The sequence below is a fragment of the Microbacterium sp. NPDC090225 genome (genome assembly GCF_044772365.1).
Classification (GTDB): Bacteria; Actinomycetota; Actinomycetes; order Actinomycetales; family Microbacteriaceae; genus Microbacterium.
The window spans coordinates 473,228-493,964 of sequence record NZ_JBIVYS010000001.1 but is presented as its reverse complement, the minus strand read 5'-3'; the positions used below and the strand labels follow the sequence as shown (position 1 = coordinate 493,964).

At 69.4% G+C, this 20,737-nt stretch carries 16 protein-coding genes; all 16 read right to left on the bottom strand.

Going from position 1 to position 20,737, the window contains the following annotated elements:
* Positions 1–2: 2 nt before the first annotated feature.
* Positions 3–1,481, bottom strand: a complete 1,479-nt coding sequence (locus ACIQTT_RS02435) for an RsmB/NOP family class I SAM-dependent RNA methyltransferase (RefSeq protein WP_402785504.1) — start codon at positions 1,479–1,481, stop codon at positions 3–5.
* A complete protein-coding gene (gene fmt, locus ACIQTT_RS02430) occupies positions 1,478–2,398 on the bottom strand; it encodes a methionyl-tRNA formyltransferase (RefSeq protein ID WP_402785501.1) in 921 nt (306 codons plus the stop codon). The genes ACIQTT_RS02435 and fmt overlap by 4 nt, the downstream gene beginning before the upstream one ends.
* Before the next feature lie 19 nt (positions 2,399–2,417).
* Entirely contained in the window at positions 2,418–4,376 is a 1,959-nt protein-coding gene (locus ACIQTT_RS02425; RefSeq protein ID WP_402785498.1) for a primosomal protein N', read from the bottom strand.
* Positions 4,377–4,392: 16 nt separating this feature from the next.
* Entirely contained in the window at positions 4,393–5,586 is a 1,194-nt protein-coding gene (metK, locus tag ACIQTT_RS02420) for a methionine adenosyltransferase (RefSeq protein ID WP_402785495.1), read from the bottom strand.
* A gap of 91 nt (positions 5,587–5,677) precedes the next feature.
* Entirely contained in the window at positions 5,678–5,935 is a 258-nt protein-coding gene (gene rpoZ, locus ACIQTT_RS02415; protein WP_247622455.1) for a DNA-directed RNA polymerase subunit omega, read from the bottom strand.
* Between the two features lie 65 nt (positions 5,936–6,000).
* Positions 6,001–6,909 (bottom strand): guanylate kinase, encoded by a 909-nt coding sequence (gmk, locus tag ACIQTT_RS02410; protein ID WP_402785492.1) that lies wholly within the window; start codon positions 6,907–6,909, stop codon positions 6,001–6,003.
* Positions 6,902–7,747: an orotidine-5'-phosphate decarboxylase gene (gene pyrF / locus ACIQTT_RS02405; RefSeq protein WP_402785489.1), complete on the bottom strand. Its 846-nt coding sequence runs from the start codon at positions 7,745–7,747 to the stop codon at positions 6,902–6,904. The genes gmk and pyrF overlap by 8 nt, the downstream gene beginning before the upstream one ends.
* Positions 7,744–11,031, bottom strand: a complete 3,288-nt coding sequence (gene carB / locus ACIQTT_RS02400) for a carbamoyl-phosphate synthase large subunit (RefSeq protein ID WP_402785486.1) — start codon at positions 11,029–11,031, stop codon at positions 7,744–7,746. The genes pyrF and carB overlap by 4 nt, the downstream gene beginning before the upstream one ends.
* Entirely contained in the window at positions 11,031–12,176 is a 1,146-nt protein-coding gene (carA, locus tag ACIQTT_RS02395) for a glutamine-hydrolyzing carbamoyl-phosphate synthase small subunit (protein ID WP_402785483.1), read from the bottom strand. Before carA ends, carB begins: the two co-directional genes overlap by 1 nt.
* Positions 12,173–12,685: a hypothetical protein gene (locus tag ACIQTT_RS02390; protein ID WP_402785480.1), complete on the bottom strand. Its 513-nt coding sequence runs from the start codon at positions 12,683–12,685 to the stop codon at positions 12,173–12,175. Before ACIQTT_RS02390 ends, carA begins: the two co-directional genes overlap by 4 nt.
* On the bottom strand, positions 12,682–13,986 hold the full coding sequence (locus ACIQTT_RS02385; protein WP_402785477.1) for a dihydroorotase: 1,305 nt from the start codon (positions 13,984–13,986) through the stop codon (positions 12,682–12,684). The genes ACIQTT_RS02390 and ACIQTT_RS02385 overlap by 4 nt, the downstream gene beginning before the upstream one ends.
* The gene (locus tag ACIQTT_RS02380; RefSeq protein WP_402785474.1) at positions 13,983–14,948 is read right to left on the bottom strand and encodes an aspartate carbamoyltransferase catalytic subunit; all 966 of its coding nucleotides are present in this window, start codon (positions 14,946–14,948) and stop codon (positions 13,983–13,985) included. Before ACIQTT_RS02380 ends, ACIQTT_RS02385 begins: the two co-directional genes overlap by 4 nt.
* Positions 14,945–15,475, bottom strand: a complete 531-nt coding sequence (gene pyrR, locus ACIQTT_RS02375; RefSeq protein ID WP_402785471.1) for a bifunctional pyr operon transcriptional regulator/uracil phosphoribosyltransferase PyrR — start codon at positions 15,473–15,475, stop codon at positions 14,945–14,947. Before pyrR ends, ACIQTT_RS02380 begins: the two co-directional genes overlap by 4 nt.
* A gap of 68 nt (positions 15,476–15,543) precedes the next feature.
* Positions 15,544–16,059: a hypothetical protein gene (locus ACIQTT_RS02370; RefSeq protein ID WP_402785468.1), complete on the bottom strand. Its 516-nt coding sequence runs from the start codon at positions 16,057–16,059 to the stop codon at positions 15,544–15,546.
* 4 nt (positions 16,060–16,063) lie between these two features.
* A complete protein-coding gene (locus ACIQTT_RS02365; RefSeq protein WP_402785465.1) occupies positions 16,064–17,641 on the bottom strand; it encodes a Rieske 2Fe-2S domain-containing protein in 1,578 nt (525 codons plus the stop codon).
* A gap of 123 nt (positions 17,642–17,764) precedes the next feature.
* On the bottom strand, positions 17,765–20,731 hold the full coding sequence (locus tag ACIQTT_RS02360) for a DEAD/DEAH box helicase (RefSeq protein WP_402785462.1): 2,967 nt from the start codon (positions 20,729–20,731) through the stop codon (positions 17,765–17,767).
* Positions 20,732–20,737: the final 6 nt, after the last annotated feature.

Sequence of the window (20,737 nt, the reverse complement as noted above, 5' to 3'; positions counted from 1 at the left end):
GGTCACTCTCCCTTCGGTACGCGCTGCAGGAGCGCGAGGAACATGGCATCGGTACCGTGCCGGTGCGGCCACAGCTGGACGGAACCGGACTCGGATCGTCCGTCGGATGCGAGATCGATCGGCGAGCGGGCGATATCGGAGACCACGGCGCGGGCGTCGAGTTCGACGATGTCGTCCCGACCGCGGAGAACCTCCTGCACCACTCCGGTCGTCTCGGCGAGGTGAGGCGAGCACGTGACATAGGCCACGATGCCACCGGGCGCGAGGGCGTCGATCGCCGCCGACAGCAGCTCCTCCTGGAGCGGGACCAGCTCGGCGACATCGGCGGGCGACTTGCGCCAGCGCGCCTCGGGGCGTCGCCTCAGCGCACCGAGACCGGTGCAGGGAGCGTCGACGAGCACGCGGTCGAACTCCCCGCGCCGGGCGGAGGCGAGCGCACGGCCATCCTCCTCGTGCACCGGGAGGTCTCCGGGAACGGGACGAAGAGCACTGCGCACCAGACCCGCACGCGTCGGGACCACCTCGTTCGCCTCGAGCGCGGCGCCGGTCTCATGGGCGATCGCGCCGAGCAGGGCGGTCTTACCGCCGGGACCCGCACAGAGGTCGAGCCACTTCTCACCCGCGGCGATTGGCTTCGCCGCCGCGAGGGCCAGGGCCACGAGCTGTGAGCCCTCGTCCTGGACGCGGACGGTTCCGCGCGCTTCGGTGATGATGCGGTGCGGATCGCCGCCGGGCGACCCGAAGGCGGTCGCGGCGTAGGGGCGACGGGGCTCCCCCGGCTCGGCGAGCCCGGGGAGGGCCACCAGCGTCACCTCGGGCGACACGTTGTCGGCCTCGAGAAGCGCCTCGAGCTCTGAGGCCCTACCCTCGGCGTCGAGCGCGCGACGCAGCGCACGGATGACCCACACCGGATGCGCGCTGCGCAGCGCCAGGCGCTCGTCGTCGGAGCGCGCGGAGGACTCGATCTTCTCCTGCCACTCGCCCGGCGTCTCACGCGAGACCCGGCGGAGCACGGCGTTGGCGAAGCTCGACGCTCCGCGGCTCACCTCGGTGGCGACGATGTTCACCGACTCGTTCACCGCTGCGTGCGAGGCCACCCGCGTGGCGAGCAGCTGATGCACGGCCAAGCGCAGCGCATCGAGGACCGCGGGATCGATCGAGTCGACGGGACGATCGGCGGCAGCAGAGATGATCGCGTCGTAGGTGCCGCGTCGGCGGAGAGTGCCGTAGGTCAGCTCGGTCGCCAGCGCCGCGTCCTGCGGGGTGAGACCGGCCTCGCCGATCGCGTGCGGCAGAGCGAGATTCGCATACGCGTCGTCCTCCGACACGGCACGCAGGACTCCGTACGCCACCCATCGTGCAGGCTGCACGGTGCGCGCCTGCACTCGCTGACCGCTGCCCCGTGCCGATCGCTGAGTGGCATCGGTGCGCGGGCGCGAGGGTCCCGGCTTGCCCTGCCGTCGTCGCTTCTCGTCGCTCATGCTCCTGCACGCATCCCTTCGGCATCCCGCTGTCCGCGCCACCAGTCGGCGGCGTTCATTGCTCCCTTGCCCGCGGGCTGCACGCGTGTGACGGCGAGCGGGGCCGACGCGGTGCCGATCAGCACCGCCGTCTTCGTCGTGCTGATCTCGCCCGGTGCGAGCGGAGCGGCGTCGGCTGCCGGCTCGGCTTCGAGGATCTTCACACGCTGCCCGGCCACGGTCGTGTGTGCGCCCGGTTCGGTGGTGACACCGCGGAACCGCGCGAAGATGGACTCGACCGGGGCCGTCCAGTCGAGCGCTCCGTCGTCGAGCGTCAGTTTGGGAGCAAAGGTCGCCTCACCGGTCTGGGGAACGGCGCGGGCACTGCCATCAGCGATCGCTGCGACCACGTCGGCCGTGAGATCCGCACCGTCCTCGGCGAGTGCCGCGAGTGCGACATCCGCCGTCGCCGAGTCGGGAAGCGCGATCTCTCGCGTCGCGAAGACATCGCCGGCGTCGAGCTCCGCGACGAGCTGGAACACGCTCGCGCCGAGGACGGGATCGCCGGCGATCAGCGCGCGCTGCACGGGCGCGGCGCCACGCCACGCGGGCAGGATCGAGAAGTGCAGGTTGATCCAACCCTCCCGGGGACCCGAGAGGAGCGGCTCGCGGACGAGCCCTCCGTAGGCGACGATGACGCCGAGCTCCGGCTCGAGGGCGAGGATGCGTTCGGTCGCCTCGGCGTCGAGACGCGCAGCGGCGATGACGGGGATGCCGAGCTCGACGGCGGCCCGGGCCACCGGGGAGGGCGTGAGCACCCGCTTGCGCCCGAGCGGTGCATCGGGGCGGGTGACGACACCGACGACATCGTGCTCGGTCGCCAGGCGACGAAGTGTGGGGACAGCGGCAGACGGTGTGCCGGCGAAGACGAGGCGCATGAAAGGTTCTCCGGAAGGATCAGAGTTCAGGATCGAGGATATCGAGACGGACGGTGAGAGTGCTCCGAGGATTCTTTCCCCGACCGCGCCGACTGGCGACGGCTTCGGCGACGACGGCGGCGCGCAGCGCGGTCACGACACGTGTTCCGGCACCGTAATCGAACCGCACGAGCGCGCGCACACGGGCGGGGACGTCGTCGGACTCGACAGGCACGGGGCCGAGCACGGCATCCGATGGCAGCGCGAGCTCGCCGAGCGCGATGAGCGCGCGCGAGACGGCAGCCGCCGACCCTTCGACGAGAGCGACCCGGGTCGTGGGAGGCATGTGCAACGGTGCTCGGCTCTCGAGCTCGGATCGGGCGTAGCCGCTCTGGTTCCAGGTCGCCAGCGCGCGCGCCGTCTCGCCGTTCACGCCGACGAGGTGGATGGGCGCGCCGGGAGCCGCGAGGGCCGCGGCGTTCGACCACCAGCGCAGACACGACTCGCCGATGCGGAGGTCCGGCGACTGCAGCATGCGCGGGCCGTCGAGCAGGACGACGGCGCGATATCCCCCGTCGGCCGGAGGCTCGGCGCCGCGCGTCGCGACCACCAACGCCGGTTTCGCATCGACCTTCTCGACGGGATGCGCGCCGTCGGCGACGATCACCCGGACCCCTGGGAACGCGCGGCCGAGCTCATCGGCCGTGCGTTCACTCCCCGACGACGCGAGTCGCAGCTTCGGCGAGGAGCACGTCGGGCAGGTCCAGGCCCGCGCGCTCCGGCCGCACCAGCCGCACACCGGGACCGCGCCGCGGTGGCGTGCGCCCAGAGGCCCTCCGCAGTGCGCGCAGCGCGCCGGCGCTCGGCATTCGGCGCACACCAGCGACGGTGCGAAACCCGGCCGTGACACCTGAACGAGAACGGGTCCGTCCCCCGTCGCATCGCGCGCGGCGAGGAAGGCCGACGAGGGCATCCGCTGCGCGGTGGGCTGCTCCATCTCCTGCGGTGTGCTCAGGATGACCCGGGGCAGGACACGGCGCGTCGCGCGGATGTCACGGAGCCACCCGATCGCGACGAGGCGTTCGACGTCGGTCGTGCGAGTGTGCCCCGCGAGAAGAAGTGCGGATCCCTCCTCGCCCTGGCGGAGGAGGGCCGCATCGCGCGCGTTGACGTACGGGGCCAACGGCTCGCCGAGCAGCGGGTCGCCATCGTCCCAGATCACGACCAGCCCAGCCCGCACCGGCGCATAAACCGCCGAGCGATTGCCGACCACGATGCAGGGTGCGTCCTCGAGCGACCGCAGGAAGGAGCGGTAGCGATCCGGATTCGCCTGGCGCGAGTCGTACCGCACCACCTGCTCCGCCGGCACCAGATCGGCGAGGGCGGTGAGCACACGATCGAGATCACGGTGATCGGGAACGACCAGGATCGACGACTGCCCGGCGGCGAGCGTCCGCACCGCGGCGCCGGCGAGGAGCACGGCCCATGCGGGCCGGCCGTCGTCGAGACCGGGAATCGCCTCGACCGCTGCCCGACCTCCGTCGTTCAGGACATCTCCCAGCCCGTCGTACAGCGAGACGACGGACTCCGCCGCGTCGACGATCTCGTCGGACGGGACGAAGGGGGTGGAATTCGCCGTCCAGGCCTTCTCGACGCGCACCTGACGCTTCGGGATGACCAGACGGAGGATGTCGGATGCCGAACCCGCCGCGCGATCGGCGACCGCTCGTGCGAGCCGATGCAACCGCTCCGGCAGTACCTGCACCGGAGAGACGATGCTGTCGACCTCGGAGAGCGGACGATCCGCGTCGTCCTCCGTGCCGACCTCGACGACGTAGCCGTCGATCACCCGGCCCGCCGTGCGCAGCGGTACCTTCACGCGTACGCCGGCGGCGACCTCGCCGAGTTCGGCGGGAACCGCGTAGTCGAAGAGTCGGTCGAGCTGCGGCAACGGCGAGTCGAGCAGCACGCGCGCGATGCGCCGGCTCTCGGCGCTCATGGGAGGGGGCGTTCCGTCACAGGCCGGCGGCGCGGCGGAGTTCGTCGACCCGATCCGTGCGCTCCCACGTGAATTCGGGCAGCTCACGGCCGAAGTGACCGTAGGCGGCGGTCTGCGCGTAGATCGGGCGCAGCAGGTCGAGCTGCTCGATGATCGCCTGCGGACGGAGGTCGAAGACCTCGTTGATGGCCCGGGTGATCACTTCGTCGGAGACCTTGCCGGTGCCGAAGGTCTCGACGTAGAGGCCGACCGGGCGCGCGACACCGATCGCGTAGGCGACCTGCACCTCGAGCCGATCCGCCAGACCCGCCGCGACCGCGTTCTTCGCGACCCAACGCGTCGCGTACGCCCCGGAGCGATCGACCTTGGACGGATCCTTGCCGCTGAACGCTCCGCCACCGTGACGGGCGGCGCCGCCGTAGGTGTCGATGATGATCTTGCGTCCGGTGAGGCCGGCATCGCCCTTGGGGCCTCCCGTGACGAACGGGCCGGCCGGGTTGATGTAGTAGGTGACGTCGTCGAGGTCGAGTCCCGTGGTCTCGAGCACCGGGGCGATCACATGCTCGCGCACCAGCGACTTGAGCTCGTCCTGCGAGATGTCGGGGTGGTGCTGGGTCGACACGACGACCGCATCGACGGTCTTCGGCGTGAAGCCGTCGTAGCCGAGGGTGACCTGGGTCTTGCCGTCGGGACGCAGGAACGGCAGCTCGCCGCTCCGGCGCACCTCGGTGAGACGCTCCGCGATGCGGTGAGCGGTCCACGCCGCCATGGGCATGAGCTGCGGGGTCTCGTTCGTCGCGAAGCCGAACATGATGCCCTGGTCGCCGGCGCCGAGGCCGTCGAGCGGGTCGACGGAGGAACCGTCTCGGTGCTCCTGCGCGTTGTCGACGCCGTGTGCGATATCGGTGGACTGCTCGCCCACCGAGACGCTCACACCGCAGGAGTCGCCGTCGAAACCGGTCTCGCTGGAGGTGTAGCCGATGCCGTTGACCACTTGCCGGACGATGGTGGGGATGTCGACGTACGCCTCGGTCCGGATCTCGCCGGCCACATGCACGAGGCCCGTCGTGACGAGGGTCTCGACCGCGACGCGGGAGTCCTGATCCTTCGAGAGGAGTCCGTCGAGGATGCTGTCCGAGATCTGGTCGCAGATCTTGTCCGGATGCCCTTCGGTGACGGACTCGGACGTGAACAGACGCAGGGCGCTCATCGGGGACTCCAGAACGGGATCGGAAGGGGAAGGGCTGATGAACCCATTCTGGCCCGCGCCACCGACAGAGCGGGTGCGCGGGCCGCGAATATCACTCTGCGTGACGCAGGCGGAGCTTGTCCTCGTTGATCTCGTGCAGCGCGATCGTGAGCGGCTTGTCCTCGACCGAGGAATCGACGAGCGGGCCGACGTTGTCGAAGAGGTTGCCCTCGTGCAGGTCGGAGTAGTAGTCGTTGATCTGACGTGCGCGCTTCGACGCGTAGATCACGAGCTCGTACTTCGAGTCGACGCGGTCGAGCAGGTTGTCGATGGGGGGATCGATGATGCCCTTGGTGTGGTGTCCGGCCATGATGAGACCTCCTGATCAGGCGACGGGATCGTCGCGAAAACGCTGCGATGGGCGCGCGAGAGCACTCAGCGCGCAGAGCTTGAAGACAATTCTACGACCTCGTCGGCCGCGGCGGCGACCGTCTCGTTCACGATGAGGTGGTCGAACTCGTTCTGCGCGGCCAGTTCGACCTTCGCGGTGCGCAGCCGACGTGCGCGTTCCTCGGGGCCTTCCGTGCCCCGACCGACGAGTCGCTGCACCAGTTCGTCCCAGCTCGGCGGCAGCAGGAAGATGAGCGTCGCCGACGGTTCGGCCGCCCGTACCTGGCGCGCACCCTGCAGATCGATCTCGAGCAGCACCGTCCTGCCCTCGGCCAGCGCGGCGTCGATCGGCGCCCGGGGAGTTCCGTAGCGGGAGCGGTTGTGCACGACGGCGTACTCCAGGAGCTGCCCCTCGGCGATGAGCCGATCGAACTCGGCGTCGTCGACGAAGTAGTAGTGCACCCCGTCGACCTCGCCGGGGCGCGGAGCCCGCGTCGTCGCCGAGACCGACAGGTGGATCTCCGGGTGGTTCTCCCGGATGTGCGCGGCCACCGTACCCTTGCCGACGGCCGTGGGCCCCGCGAGGACGAGCAGGCGACTACGAGCCCCGCGCGGTTCCGGAACCGGGAAGCGGCCGTCGAGCCACTCCGAGAGAGCGGCGCGCTGACGCACGCCCAGCCCGCCGAGGCGCTTCACCGGGGAGATCCGCAACTCGTCGAGCACGCGATCGCGCTTGCCCGCCCCGATCGCCGGGAGCGCCAAGAGGAAATCGGTGATGCGCAAGGAGCCCTCGACCGAGTCCGCATCGTCCGTTGCACGGCGCAGCACCGCCTGGGGCGTCACCACACGCGTCGTCAGATCGCGCTTGAGGGAGGCGCGCGCACGTCGGCGCTCGACCGCCTTGCGTGCTGCAGCGGCGCGATCGACCTCGGGAACCACCCGGACCTCAGACATTCAGGGACTCCTCGTACTCTGCGACGCGCGCGGTGACGGCATCGGCCAATCCGTTCGGGCCGGCGGCGAGCACGCTCCGGCTCTCGCTCGCTATCACGCACGGCGCCATCGTCCCGAAACGTGGGCGCAGATCCCGGGGCGTCGCCCCCTGCGCTCCGAACCCGGGGGCGAGGATCGGAGCGGGAGGGGCGAAGGCCGCGATCGCGGCATCCGTCCAGTCCACGGTCGCGCCGACAACGAAGCCCGCGCTCCCCCACTCGCCGTCGGTAACGGCGGCGGCGTTGCGCGCGGAGACCTCGTCGATCACCTGGGCGGAGACGGTCGACCCATCCGAACCCGTGGATGCCTGCAACGACCGCGCCTCGGGGTTGCTGGTCGCCGCGAGGACGAACAGCCCCTTGCCGTGCGCGTTCGCCAAAGCGAGAGCACCATCCAGCGCCCCCACACCGAGGTACGGATTCACCGTCAGGGCGTCGGCCTCGAGCGGCGATCCCGGGGTGAGCCAGGCGGCCGCGTATGCATCCATCGTGCTGCCGATGTCGCCGCGCTTCGCATCGGCGATCACGAGGAGCCCGGCTCGGCGGGCAGCGCCCAGCACGTCTTCGAGGGCGGCGAAGCCCGCCGATCCGAACCGCTCGAAGAACGAGACCTGCGGCTTGACGAAGGCGACACGGTCGGCGACGGCATCCACCGTGCGCAGACCGAAGTCCCGTACGCCTCGGGCGTCATCGGTCAGCCCCCACGACGCCAGCAGCGCCGCGTGCGGGTCGATTCCGACGCAGAGCGGGCCGCGCGCGAGGATCCCCGCGCGCGCCCGCTCACCGAAACCTGCGCTCACACCCCGGCCTGACGGTCCAGCGCGTATTCCTGCAGGCTCTTCACTTCGAAGCCCTCATCGGCCGCGTCCATACCGCTCACGGCTGCGCCGAGCACGGCCATCGTCGTGAACAGCGCCTTGTCGGCGGCGACGGCCGCCGCGCGGATCTCGTAGCCGTCGGCACGTGCCGTGCCACCCGAGGGGGTGTTCACGACGATGTCGATCGCTCCGTCGTTGATCAGGTCGACGATGTTCTGCGCGCCGGACTCCTGCGTCTCGCTGAACTTCTCGACGACCTGAACCGCGATGCCGTTGCGCGAGAGGATCTCCGCCGTGCCCTCGGTCGCGACGATCGTGAACCCGAGCTGCTGCAGCCGGTGCGCGGGCAGGATGACCGCCCGCTTGTCGGAGTCGGCGACCGAGATGAACACGGTGCCCGAGGTGGGCATGCCGCCGTATGCCGCCGCCTGGCTCTTCGCGAACGCGGTCGGGAAGTCCTTGTCGATGCCCATGACCTCACCGGTCGAGCGCATCTCCGGCCCGAGCACGGAGTCGACGATCTTGCCGTCCTTGGTACGGAAGCGCTTGAACGGGAGTACCGCCTCCTTCACCGCGACGGGCGAGCCGAGGGGCACCCGCGAACCGTCGTTCTCGGGCAGCATGCCCTCGGACTTCAACTCGGCGATCGTGGAGCCGGCCATGACACGGCTGGCCGCCTTCGCGAGCGGGATGCCCAGGGCCTTCGAGACGAACGGCACCGTGCGGCTGGCGCGCGGGTTGGCCTCGATCACGTAGAGCACGCCGGCGCTGATCGCGAACTGCACGTTCAACAGGCCGCGGACCCCGACGCCCTGGGCGATCGCGAGCGTCGCGGTGCGTACCCGATCGATGTCGCTGCGTCCGAGCGAGATGGGCGGGAGGGTGCAGCTCGAGTCGCCGGAGTGGATGCCGGCCTCTTCGAGGTGCTCCATCACGCCGCCGATGTAGAGCTCGGTGCCGTCGAACAGCGCATCCACGTCGATCTCGATCGCGTCGTCGAGGAAGCGGTCGACCAGAAGGGGCTTGCCCTCCTCGATGACGACCTCACCGGCGGTGCGCACGAAGTAGTCGCGCAGGCTCTCCGTGTCGTAGACGATCTCCATACCGCGGCCGCCGAGCACGAAGCTCGGGCGCACGAGCACGGGGTAACCGATGTCCTCAGCGACCGCCACGGCGCCGTCCACGTCGATCGCCGTGCCGTGCCGCGGAGCGACGAGGCCGGCGTCGTCGAGGATGCCGCTGAACAGCGCCCGCTCCTCGGCAAGATCGATCGCCGCAGGACTCGTGCCGAGGATCGTGTAGCCCGCGGCCTCGATCCCCTTCGCGAGACCCAGCGGCGTCTGGCCGCCGAGCTGGCAGACCACACCGAGGATGGTGCCACTGGCTGCCTCGGCGTCGAGGACCTCGAGCACGTCCTCGAGGGTGAGTGGCTCGAAGTACAGGCGGTCCGAGGTGTCGTAGTCGGTCGACACGGTCTCCGGGTTGCAGTTGACCATGACGGTCTCGTAGCCGGCATCCGACAGCGCGAACGACGCGTGCACGCACGAGTAGTCGAACTCGACGCCCTGGCCGATGCGGTTCGGGCCCGAGCCGATGATGACGACCTTGGTGCGCTCGGAGGGCGCGACCTCGGTCTCGAAGTCGTAGCTCGAGTAGTGGTACGGCGTGAGGGCGGGGAACTCGCCGGCGCAGGTGTCGACCGTCTTGTAGACCGGCCGGATGCCGAGGCCGCGGCGCACGCCACGGATCTCGTCTTCGCTCTCACCGCGGATCTCGGCGAGCTGCGCGTCGGAGAAGCCGTGCTCCTTGGCGTAGCGGAGCGTTGCGGCGTCGAGCTCGGGAGCGGTGCGCACGATCTCGGCGACCTCGTTGATGAGCACGATCTGGTCGAGGAACCAGGGGTCGATCGCGGTGGCGTCGAAGGCCTGCTCGATCGTCGCGCCCTTGCGCAGCGCCTGCTGCAGCACCACGATGCGGCCGTCGGTCGGCGTCTTCGAGATCTCGAGGAGCTCATCGACGGTGCGCTCCTCCGGTCCCCAGTGGAAGCTCGAGCCGCGCTTCTCGAGGGAGCGCAGCGCCTTCTGCAGGGCCGTGGCGTAGTTGCGGCCGATGGCCATCGCCTCGCCGACCGACTTCATGGTGGTCGTGAGGGTGACATCGGCGGCCGGGAACTTCTCGAACGCGAACCGGGGAACCTTCACCACGACGTAGTCGAGCGTGGGCTCGAAGCTCGCGGGCGTCACGCCGGTGATGTCGTTCGGGATCTCGTCGAGGCGGTAGCCGAGGGCGAGCTTCGCGGCGAGCTTCGCGATCGGGAAACCGGTCGCCTTCGAGGCCAGCGCGCTGGAGCGCGAGACGCGGGGGTTCATCTCGATGACGATGATGCGCCCGTTCTCGGGGTTGACCGCGAACTGGATGTTGCAGCCACCGGTGTCGACGCCGACGGCGCGGATGATGTCGATGCCGATGTCGCGCAGCTTCTGGTACTCGCGGTCCGTGAGGGTGAGCGCCGGGGCGACGGTGATCGAGTCACCGGTGTGCACGCCGACCGGGTCGACGTTCTCGATCGAGCACACGACGACGGTGTTGTCGGAGGTGTCGCGCATGAGCTCGAGCTCGTACTCCTTCCAGCCGAGGATCGACTCCTCGAGGAGCACCTCGTTGGTGGGCGAGTCGTGCAGGCCCGCGCCGGCGATGCGCCGCAGGTCCTCCTCGTCGTAGGCGAAGCCGGAGCCGAGTCCGCCCATGGTGAAGCTCGGGCGCACGACCAGCGGGTAGCCGAGCTCGTCGGCGGCCGCCAGCACCTCGTCCATCGTGTGGGCGATGCGCGAGTCGGCGACGTCGGCGCCGGCGTCGAGCACCAGCTGCTTGAAGATCTGGCGGTCCTCGCCCTTGTTGATCGCCTCGAAGTTCGCACCGATCAGTTCGACGTCGTACTTCTCGAGGACGCCGTGGTTGTGCAGCTGGATCGCCGCGTTGAGAGCGGTCTGGCCGCCGAGCGTCGGAAGGATCGCGTCGGGGCGCTCCTTCGCGATGATCGTCTCGATGACCTCCCAGGTGATCGGCTCGACGTACGTGGCGTCGGCGAAGTCCGGGTCGGTCATGATCGTCGCGGGGTTCGAGTTGACGAGGATGACGCGCACGCCCTCCTCGCGGAGCACGCGGCACGCCTGGGTGCCGGAGTAGTCGAACTCGCAGGCCTGGCCGATGACGATCGGGCCGGAGCCGATGACGAGGACGGAGTTGATGTCGTCGCGCTTGGGCATTACTTGGCGTCCTTCTGGCTGGCGATGACCAGGTCGCGGAACCGGTCGAAGAGGTAATTGGCGTCGTGCGGTCCTGCCGCGGCCTCCGGGTGGTACTGCACCGAGAAGGCAGGGATGTCGAGGGCGCGGAGTCCCTCGACCACGTTGTCGTTCAGGCCGATGTGGCTGACCTCGACCTTTCCGTAGCCGTTCGGACTGTCGAAGGCACCGTCGAGCGGAGCGTCGACCGCGAACCCGTGGTTGTGCGCGGTGATCTCGACGCGGCCGGTGGACTTGTCGAGCACGGGCTGGTTGATGCCGCGGTGTCCGAACGGCAGCTTGTAGGTGCCGAGGCCGAGCGCGCGTCCCAGCAGCTGGTTGCCGAAGCAGATGCCGAAGAACGGCAGGCCGTCGTCGAGCACGGCGCGCAACAGCTCGACGTGGTCGCCGGAGGCCGCGGGGTCACCGGGTCCGTTCGAGTAGAAGACGGCGACGGGGTCGATCGAGCGAATGTCGTCGATGGTCGACGTCTGCGGCATCACGTGCACCTCGAAGCCGCGGGAGGCGAGGTTGTCGATCGTGGCCTGCTTGACCCCGAGGTCGAGGACGGCGAGGTTGCCGACCCGCTCCCCTAGCGCCGTGGTGATCGTGACGGTGTCCACGGAGACCTCGGCCGACAGGTTCTGGCCCGCCATCTGCGGCGCCTCGCGCACGATGCGTACCTGCTCCTCGGCGTCGAGTGCGGCATCCGCTCCCGAGAAGATGCCGCCGCGCATGGAGCCGGCGGAGCGGATGTGGCGGGTGATGGCGCGGGTGTCGATGCCGCTGATCCCCACGATCCCGTCCTGCACGAGGACGTCGTCGAGGGAGGCGTTCGCGCGCCAGTTCGAGACCACGCGCGAGGGATCGCGCACGATGTAGCCGGCGACCCAGATGCGGCGGGACTCGGGGTCCTCGTCATTCATCCCGGTGTTGCCGATGTGGGGTGCGGTCTGCAGCACGATCTGGCCCGCGTACGACGGGTCGGTGATCGTCTCCTGGTAGCCGGACATGCCGGTCGAGAAGACGACCTCACCGAGGGTGGTGCCGCGCGCGCCGTAGGCGCGGCCGGTGTGGCGGGTGCCGTCCTCGAGGACGAGTACGGCGGATTCGGGAAGAGCGGTCATTCTGTGGCTCCTGTGTCGTGAGCGACGGGGATGAGCCGTCGCAGGTCGGAGATGAGATTCTGGGGATCGCCGGTGGCGAGTCGCAGGTAGGAGTCGACGACGGTCCCGTCGTCGGCCCGCCAGTCGATCCGCACGAGTCCGCCGGGCTCGACCACGCGGTCGATGGTGACGGTCGCGCGGTCGATCTCGACCAGGCGGGAGGAGGCGAGGAACACGGTCGGTGCTCCGTCGAGGCAGAGCGCCACGCCGCGGTCGGTGATCGCGAGCTCACCGCGTGCGCGGTAGGCCAGCGGCGAGATCGCGAGGCGCTCGAGGGGCTGGGCGTGCTTCGTCGTCGAGACGTAGAGCACTTCGTGACGCGACACGACCTCGGCGTGCTCGGGCACTCCCAAGGGAGCGACGATGCCGGAATCGCGTCGCTGCCGTCGTCGCCACGAGAGCAGCATCGTCAGCAGGATGAGGAGGGCGACGGCGATGGTGATGGCGATCGCGATATCCCGCGGGCTCATGCGTTCAGGCCTTCGACGAGGGAACCGGCGTCGACCGTCAGACGCCCGCCGTGCAGCGTGTACTCCACCCGACCGGGCAGTGCGCGACCGAGGTAGGGAGAGTTGGTGCTGCGCCCGTGCAGATCGGTCTCGGTGAAGACGCCTTCGACCGCGGCGTCATAGAGCGCGAGCTGCGCGGGCTGCCCGGCGACGAGCGGGGTGCCGTGGCCCGTGAGACGACCGATCCTGGCGGGGGCCGCGCTCATCACGCGCGCGACGTCCTCCCAGGCGAGCAGGCCGGTCTGCACCATGGACTGGTGCACGACGCGCAGGGCGCTCTCGAGTCCCACCATGCCGTTCGCGGCGGCCTGCCATTCGCAGGCCTTCGCCTCGCTCGGGTGCGGCGCGTGGTCGGTGGCGACGATGTCGATCGTGCCGTCGGCGAGGCCCTCGCGCACGGCGAGCACGTCTTCCTCGCGGCGCAGCGGCGGGTTGACCTTGTAACGGGCGTCGTATCCGCGCACGAGCTCGTCGGTGAGGAGCAGGTGGTGCGGAGTGACCTCGGCGGTGACGGCGATCCCGCGCTTCTTGGCCCAGCGGATGATGTCGACCGATCCGGCCGTCGACAGGTGGCAGACGTGCAGGCGGGAGCCGACGTGCTCGGCGAGCAGCACGTCGCGCGCGATGATCGATTCCTCGGCGACCGCCGGCCAGCCCGTGAGTCCCAGCTCCGCGGAGACGGTGCCCTCGTTCATCTGGGCGCCCTCGGTGAGACGCGGATCCTGCGCGTGCTGGGCGATCACGCCGTCGAACGACTTCACGTACTCGAGGGCGCGACGCATGATGAGCGGGTCGAAGACGCAGAAACCGTCGTCACTGAAGACGCGAACCCGGGCGCGTGAGGTCGCCATCGCGCCGAGCTCGGCCAGACGCTCGCCCTTCTGGCCGACGGTGACCGCGCCGATGGGCTGCACCGTGGCGTAGCCCGCGGCCTCCCCCAGTGCGAGTTCCTGCTCGACGACGCCGGCCGTGTCGGCGACCGGTGAGGTGTTCGGCATCGCGAATACGGCCGTGAAGCCTCCCGATGCTGCGGCCCGCGTGCCGGTGAGGATGGTCTCGGATGCCTCGTAGCCGGGCTCCCGCAGGTGGGTGTGGAGGTCGACCAGGCCGGGCAGCGCGACCAGGCCGTCCGCGTCGATGACTCGAGCGCCGGCGCGGCTGAGACCGCTGCCGACCTCGGCGATCAGGCCGTCCTCGATGATGATGTCGGCACTGTCCGTACCGAGTAGCTTCGCGCCGGTGATGACGAGGGTCTCGCTCACAGGTCTCCCCCTCGTTCGTCGTCTCGTTCTCCTGCCAGCAGCAGGTACAGCACCGCCATGCGCACGGACACCCCGTTGGTGACCTGCTCCAGCACCGTGGAGCGGGGCGAATCGGCCGCTTCGGAAGAGATCTCCAGTCCGCGGTTCATCGGTCCGGGGTGCATCACAATGCTACCGTCCGGAAGACCGGCCACACGCCGTGCGTCGAGTCCCCATCGGCGGGAATACTCCCGCTCAGTCGGGAAATACGCGGCATTCATCCGTTCGAGCTGGATCCGCAGCATCATGACCGCGTCCGGTTCGCCGGCCAGGGCCTCGTCGAGGTCGTAGACCACGCGGATCGGCCATAGCGAAACGTTCTGCGGCACGAGGGTCGGCGGCGCGACGACGGTGACGTCGGCACCGAGTGTCGTGAGGAGCCAGACGTTCGAGCGTGCGACCCGGGAGTGCAGCACGTCGCCGACGATCACGACGCGCACACCGGAGAGGTCGCGGCCGCGGCTGTCGGCACCGAACCGCCGCTTGCGGATCGTGAAGGCGTCGAGCAGCGCCTGCGTGGGGTGTTCGTGCGTGCCATCGCCGGCGTTGACGACACCGGCGGAGATCCATCCGCTCGTCGCGAGCGTCTGCGGCGCACCCGAGCCGGGGTGGCGGATGACGACCGCGTCGGCGCCGATCGCCTCGAGGGTCTGCGCCGTGTCCTTGAGGCTCTCCCCCTTCGAGACGCTGGAGCCCTTGGCGGCGAAGTTGATGACATCGGCCGAGAGACGCTTGGCGGCGGCTTCGAAGGAGATGCGTGTGCGCGTCGAATCCTCGAAGAAGAGGTTCACGACGGTCTTGCCGCGCAGCGTCGGGAGTTTCTTCACCTCGCGGGACTGCGTGTCGGACATGTCCTCGGCAACGTCGAGGATGCGCAGCGCGGTGGTGCGATCGAGGGTGCGGGTGTCCAGGAGATGCCTCATTCGCCGATCGTCACCTCCTCGGCCCCGTCGTTCTCGACGAGACGCACGTTGACGCGTTCGGTGCGCGCGGAGGGGATGTTCTTGCCGACGAAATCGGGGCGGATCGGAAGCTCGCGGTGCCCGCGGTCGACGAGGATCGCCAGTCGCACGACGGCCGGACGCCCGATCGACTGGATCGCGTCGAGCGCGGCGCGGATGCTTCGACCGGAGAAGAGCACGTCGTCGACCAGCACGACCGTTCGCCCCTCGATGCCGCCGGCGGGGATCTCGGTGGGACGCGGGGAGCGCGTCGGATGCTTCGCCAGATCGTCCCGGAAGAGCGTGACGTCGAGGGCGCCCACCGGAACGGGACGCTGAGCGATGTCACTGATCAGAGCGCCGAGTCGATGGGCGAGCGTGACGCCGCGGGTCGGAATACCCAGCAGGACGAGGTCGTCGGCCCCTCGATTGGACTCGAGGATCTCGTGCGCGATGCGGGTCAGAGCCCGCGAGATATCGGCTTCGTGCAGGACGGTGCGTGCACTCATCAGCCGCTCCCTTCTCCGCCTCACAGGACGGTGTTAAAGGTTGCTTTCCTCAACAGTCTAGCGGGGTGTCAGCGCCAGCCGAGCACCTCGCTGGCCCTCGCGTCCGAGGCCGGGCATCCGTCCTCGGGCACAGAGCGGAGGCGTTCGTGCGAGAGCATCGCCGACTCGGCACCGGCGGCAGAGGTGATCGCCGTGAGGGCGAGGGCGATGGAGGCCGCTGCCGTCTCGACGAGCGCGGGAGCACTCGCCGGGGAGGCATGCGGATAGACGACGAGCTCGGCGACACCGTTCGACACGCGCCGTGCTGCCGCGACGATGACGACCTGCGGCGTGGCGGACTGACGTGATTCCTCCCGGCGTCCGGACAGGAGGCTCGCCAGGCGACTCCGCCGGTGCGCCCCGTCTCCTCGTCCACTCGTTTCGAGGGCGACCGCGATCCATCCCGCCTCGTCGGCGGTCTCGGGGAACGCGGACCCCCGCAGCGTGAAACCCTGCTCGGCGAAGAAGTCCGTCGCGATGCGCAGAAGTCGATCGGTCGTCGAACGCACCACCCACCGCGCGCCCTCGAGCGTCGGGAGCGTCACGCCGTCAGCTCGCCTCGGCGAGCACGTCGTCGGCCGGCTCCTCGAGCTTCGAGGAACGGATCGGGTGACCGCTCGTCGAGAGGCAGCGACCGGTCTTCAGGTCCCACTTCCAGTCGTGCATGCTGCACGTGAGGATGCCATCGCCGTCGACCGTTCCGGTACGGGTGAGGTCGGCGCGCAGGTGCGGGCACCGACGCTGCACGAGCCAGTCGCCGATCTCGGCGTCCTCGGTCTGGTCGGTCTGCTCCTGGTACCAGTTCTCGACGTACTCGATGCGGTCGACCGACAGGCACTTGAGGAACGTCGTCAGGAACTCGTTGAACTTGCCGCTGCGGCCCACCTGGAACTGCATCGACAGGAAGATCGAGTTCGACCAGTCGATCTCGTGATCACGGATGTTCGTCGAGACGAGGTCGGCGGGGATCGTGTACCAGTAGACGCATTCCTCCCCCGCGTACTCGCGCACCTTGGCGCGCGGGAAATCGACCACCATGTCGAGGTCGCCGATCCGGAACCGCACGTTGCCGCCGACGCCGAGCCGGATCGTGCGGGACTTCTTCAGCAGCGGCTCCCACCACTCCTTGATCGCCGCGAGGATCTCCTCCGCGGGCAGCGCCTCGGCGCGCGAGGCCTCCTCGTCGCGGATCTCCTGCTGACGACTGGCGCGCTGCTCCTCGAGGTAGTCCCACTTCTCGTCGAAGATGTGCGAGATCTCAGCATCCGTGTACAGCGTCTGCTCGGTCGTGACGTCACCCGAGGCGACCGTGACGACCGTGCCGGGGATGAAGAGCTGACCGTCGTACTGCGGCGCGAGCTCCTTCATGTGCGCGAGGAACTGCTTCTGGTCCGTGAAGATCGATTCGCCGTTGCGTCCCGTGCCGTTGAAGTCGAAGAGATCGTCGCGCAGGAACATGGGCGGGCCCGCCATCGGGAAGACGTGCGGGGCATCGACCTTCTCGATGTAGTACATCGCGCGCTTGTTCTGCGCCTCGCGCTTGAGCTGTGCGAAGTTCTGCTTGGCGTCCATCGGGAGGTCGTAGACCATCGGCCACCAGATCGCTCCGGAGACCTGGGTGAAGTACGCGTCAGGCTTGCCGAAGTGCAGCAGGCTGTCGAGGTCGAGCGGGTGCGAGTCGTTCTGGTTCAGCACCGATCCGGTACCGTCGTCGACGCTCAGCGACGAGTCGCCGATCGGACCGTCGCTGGGTGCACGCAGCGGGGTGATCATGATCTTGAGGTCGCCACGCTCGATGATCTCGCCCGCGGGCGCGTAAGTGATGTTCGTGTAACCGAGCGCCCGGATGTCCTGCTCGAGGTCATCGATCGGGTACTCGGGCAGCAGCACCTCGATGTCCTTGCGGATGTACCGCTCGAGCAGCGTCGGATCGAAGTGGTCGCGGTGCCGATGCGAGATGTAGAGGAAGTCCGTCTCCCGTCCGAATCGCTCCCAGTCGAGCGCGCGGTTGTCGGGGAAGGGGAACCAGGAGCCGAAGAAGGACGGTCCGAGCACGGGGTCGCAGATGATGTTTCCGCCGACCGTCTCGATGAACATCCCGGCGTGGCCGAGTCCCGTGATCCGCATTGCGCTCCTCCTGGTGCATCCCGGACGCCCCTGTGCGAGCGCCCTCCTGGACGGCACCGATTCTACCCGCGCCCCGCTGTGCGTCCGCGGCGACCGGGCCGTGGATAACTGCGCATCGGGGGGCTAGTCGTCGAAGAGTCCGCGGATGTCGTCGGCGGTGAGCGCCTGCGCGAAGAGGGCCTCGTCATCCATCACGGCCGAGAAGAGCCTCGCCTTGCGCCGTTGGAGGTCGAGCACCTTCTCCTCGATCGTGCCCACCGAGATCATGCGGTAGACGAAGACCTGCGAGGACTGTCCGATGCGGTGCGTGCGGTCGACGGCCTGCGCTTCGGCCGCCGGGTTCCACCAGGGGTCGAGCAGGAAGACGTAGTCGGCCTCGGTCAGCGTGAGCCCGAACCCACCCGCTTTGAGGCTGATGAGGAACACCGGCTGCACGCCGTCGCGGAAGCCGTCGACGATCTCCTGTCGGCGCAGCGACGCCCCGTCGAGATGCGCGAACGGGATGCCCGCGGCGGTGAGTCGCTCAGCGGCGAGGTCGAGGAACGAGGTGAACTGGCTGAACACGAGGGCGCGGTGGCCCTCCTCCTGCAGCTCGGCCACCCGCTCGAGGAGGACGTCGAGCTTGCGGGAGCCGATCCGGCGATCGTTCGCATCGATGAGAGCGGGCGACAGGCTCAGCATCCGCAGCAGTGTCAACGAGCGGAACACGATGAATCGGTGGCGATCGAGATCGGGCAGCAGACCGAGCACCTTCTGACGCTCGCGCTGCAGTACGGCTTCGTACAGCGCACGGTGCGAGGCGCTGAGCTCGACCTCGAGGATCTGCTCCTGCTTCGGCGGGAGTTCGGAGGCCACCAGCTCCTTGGTCCGCCGGAGCACCAGCGGACGGATCCGTCGCCGCAGCTGCGCGAGACGGCGCTGGCGATAGGGTCCGCCCTCCTCGTTCTCGGGAACCTTGCCCTGCTCGATCGGCTGGATGTAACGCTCGCGGAACCTGCGGGCGGAGGGGAAGAGACCGGGAGCGGTGAGCTGGAGCAGTGCCCAGAGCTCGCTGAGACTGTTCTCGAGTGGGGTTCCCGTCACGGCGATCGTGACGTCCGAGGGGAAGCCGGCGATCGCGCGGTGCAGTTTGGTCGCCGGGTTCTTGACGAACTGCGCCTCGTCGAGCACGATCCCCGCCCAGTCGACCGCGGCGAAGGCCTCCGCGTCGAGGCGGGCGATCGCGTAGGTCGTGACGACCACATCGGCCCCGAACGGCTCCGCCAGGCCCGACGAGCGAGTCGCGCCGCGCACCTGCACGGACACTCCGGGGGCGAACCGTGCGGCCTCGGACTGCCAGGTTCCGGCGACCGAGGTCGGCGCGATGACGAGGAACGGCCGATGCTCCCCCGTCTCGCGCGCGTGCGCGATCAGAGTCAGGATCTGGAGCGTCTTGCCCAGGCCCATGTCGTCGGCGAGGATCCCACCCAACCGATGCTCCCAGAGGAAGGCGAGCCAGTCGAAGCCCTCCTTCTGATAGGGACGCAGCTCGGCGGTGATTCCCTGCGGCATCCGTGCGGACGGCACACCCGTGGCAGCGCGCAGCCCTTCGGCCGTGGCCCGCCAGCTGACGGCGGGGAGAGCCTGATCGGCGAGATCCTCGAACTCCTCCCAGAGATCGGTCTGATGGCGACCGATGCGGGGCCCGGTCTCCCACTCGTCGAGTTCGGCGGCCTCCTCGAGCAGTTCGCGCAAGCGATCCAGCGCAGGATGTTGCAGTGAGAAGTAGCTCCCGTCGACGAGCAGGAGCTTCTTGCGCCCCTTCGTCAGAGCGGTGAAGAGCGGTTCGAACGGGATCAGTCGGCCGTCGATGCGCACGAGCACACCGAGGTCGAACCAGTCGGGGTCGGCGGATTCGACCGTCGACACCGTCACCTCCGGTTCGCCGGTGAGCTCGCGATAGGTCTTACGTCGCCCCGACACCTCGACGACCACGCCCTCGATCTCGAGACGGGGCACGACGTGGGTGACGAACTCGGCGGCCTCGACATCGTGGAACGCCCCCGTCGATGCGAACCCCTCCCCCGTCGCCTGCTGCCAGACGGCGCCGATCGGCTCGAGGAGTGCCGCCTCGGCGGCCCGATCACGCACGCCGTGCGCGGAGTCATCGAAGGGCACGCGACCGAAACCCCGGTACTCCCATTCGAACGCAAAGGTGATCGTGTCTCCGCGACGGAACGTGAGTTGGAGCACCGGCGTCGGCAGGGGCAACGGCGGAAGATCGACACGCGCGCTGCCGCGCACCTCGATGCGCCGCGCCAGCAGCGGGTACGCCTCGCGCAGGAACGCCCCTTCGTCCGCGCGGGGGACCACGACAGAGCGAGGAGCGGCGATCAGCGCGTGCACGGAGTCGGCGAGCGGCATCTCGGCCAGGACCACCCGCACCCGGCGCCCGTGCGAGGTCACGGCGTAGACGCCGCTGCGACCGATCGGGCGGATGTCGGCGTCGCTGATCGTCTCGCCGTCGAGCTCGACCACGGCCGACACCTCGAGGTCGCCGTCGTCGTTCCTAGCGATGTCCGCGCGTACACCGGCACGGCCGGCCAGCACGACCTCGACATCCTTCTGCGTCGGGACGAGCGGGATGCCGAGTGCCGCGCCCGCGCGGAGGTGGGACCACAGCAGACGGGATTCGAGGTGGTCCACCAGCAACCAGTCGCCCGCGGTCCCCGACAGCAGGGAATCCCGCGCGATGCTCAGGAGATCCGCAAACCAGCGTGATCGCTCGCGCCCGTACCGTGCCGACGACCGCCGAACGGCATCCCACGTGGCCCCACCTTGCACCCAGGCGCCACTCGCCGCGCTGCGCTCCAGAGGACGGATGCCGAGGAGGATCTCCCCCGTACGCCGGGCGACATCGCGAGGGGTTGCCGCTCGGAGCGGCCGGGCCGCCCACGGGTTGCTCCCGCGCGCCTCCCGGTAACGGAGTTCCACACCGAGGGCGAGCGGCGCGAGGTCGTCGTCAGCGTCGTCACGCGAACCGAGCAGCGCGCGCCATCCGTCGTCCGGACGCGACGGGTCGCGTCGCGCCGGATCGATCGGGAGCGCCATGGACCT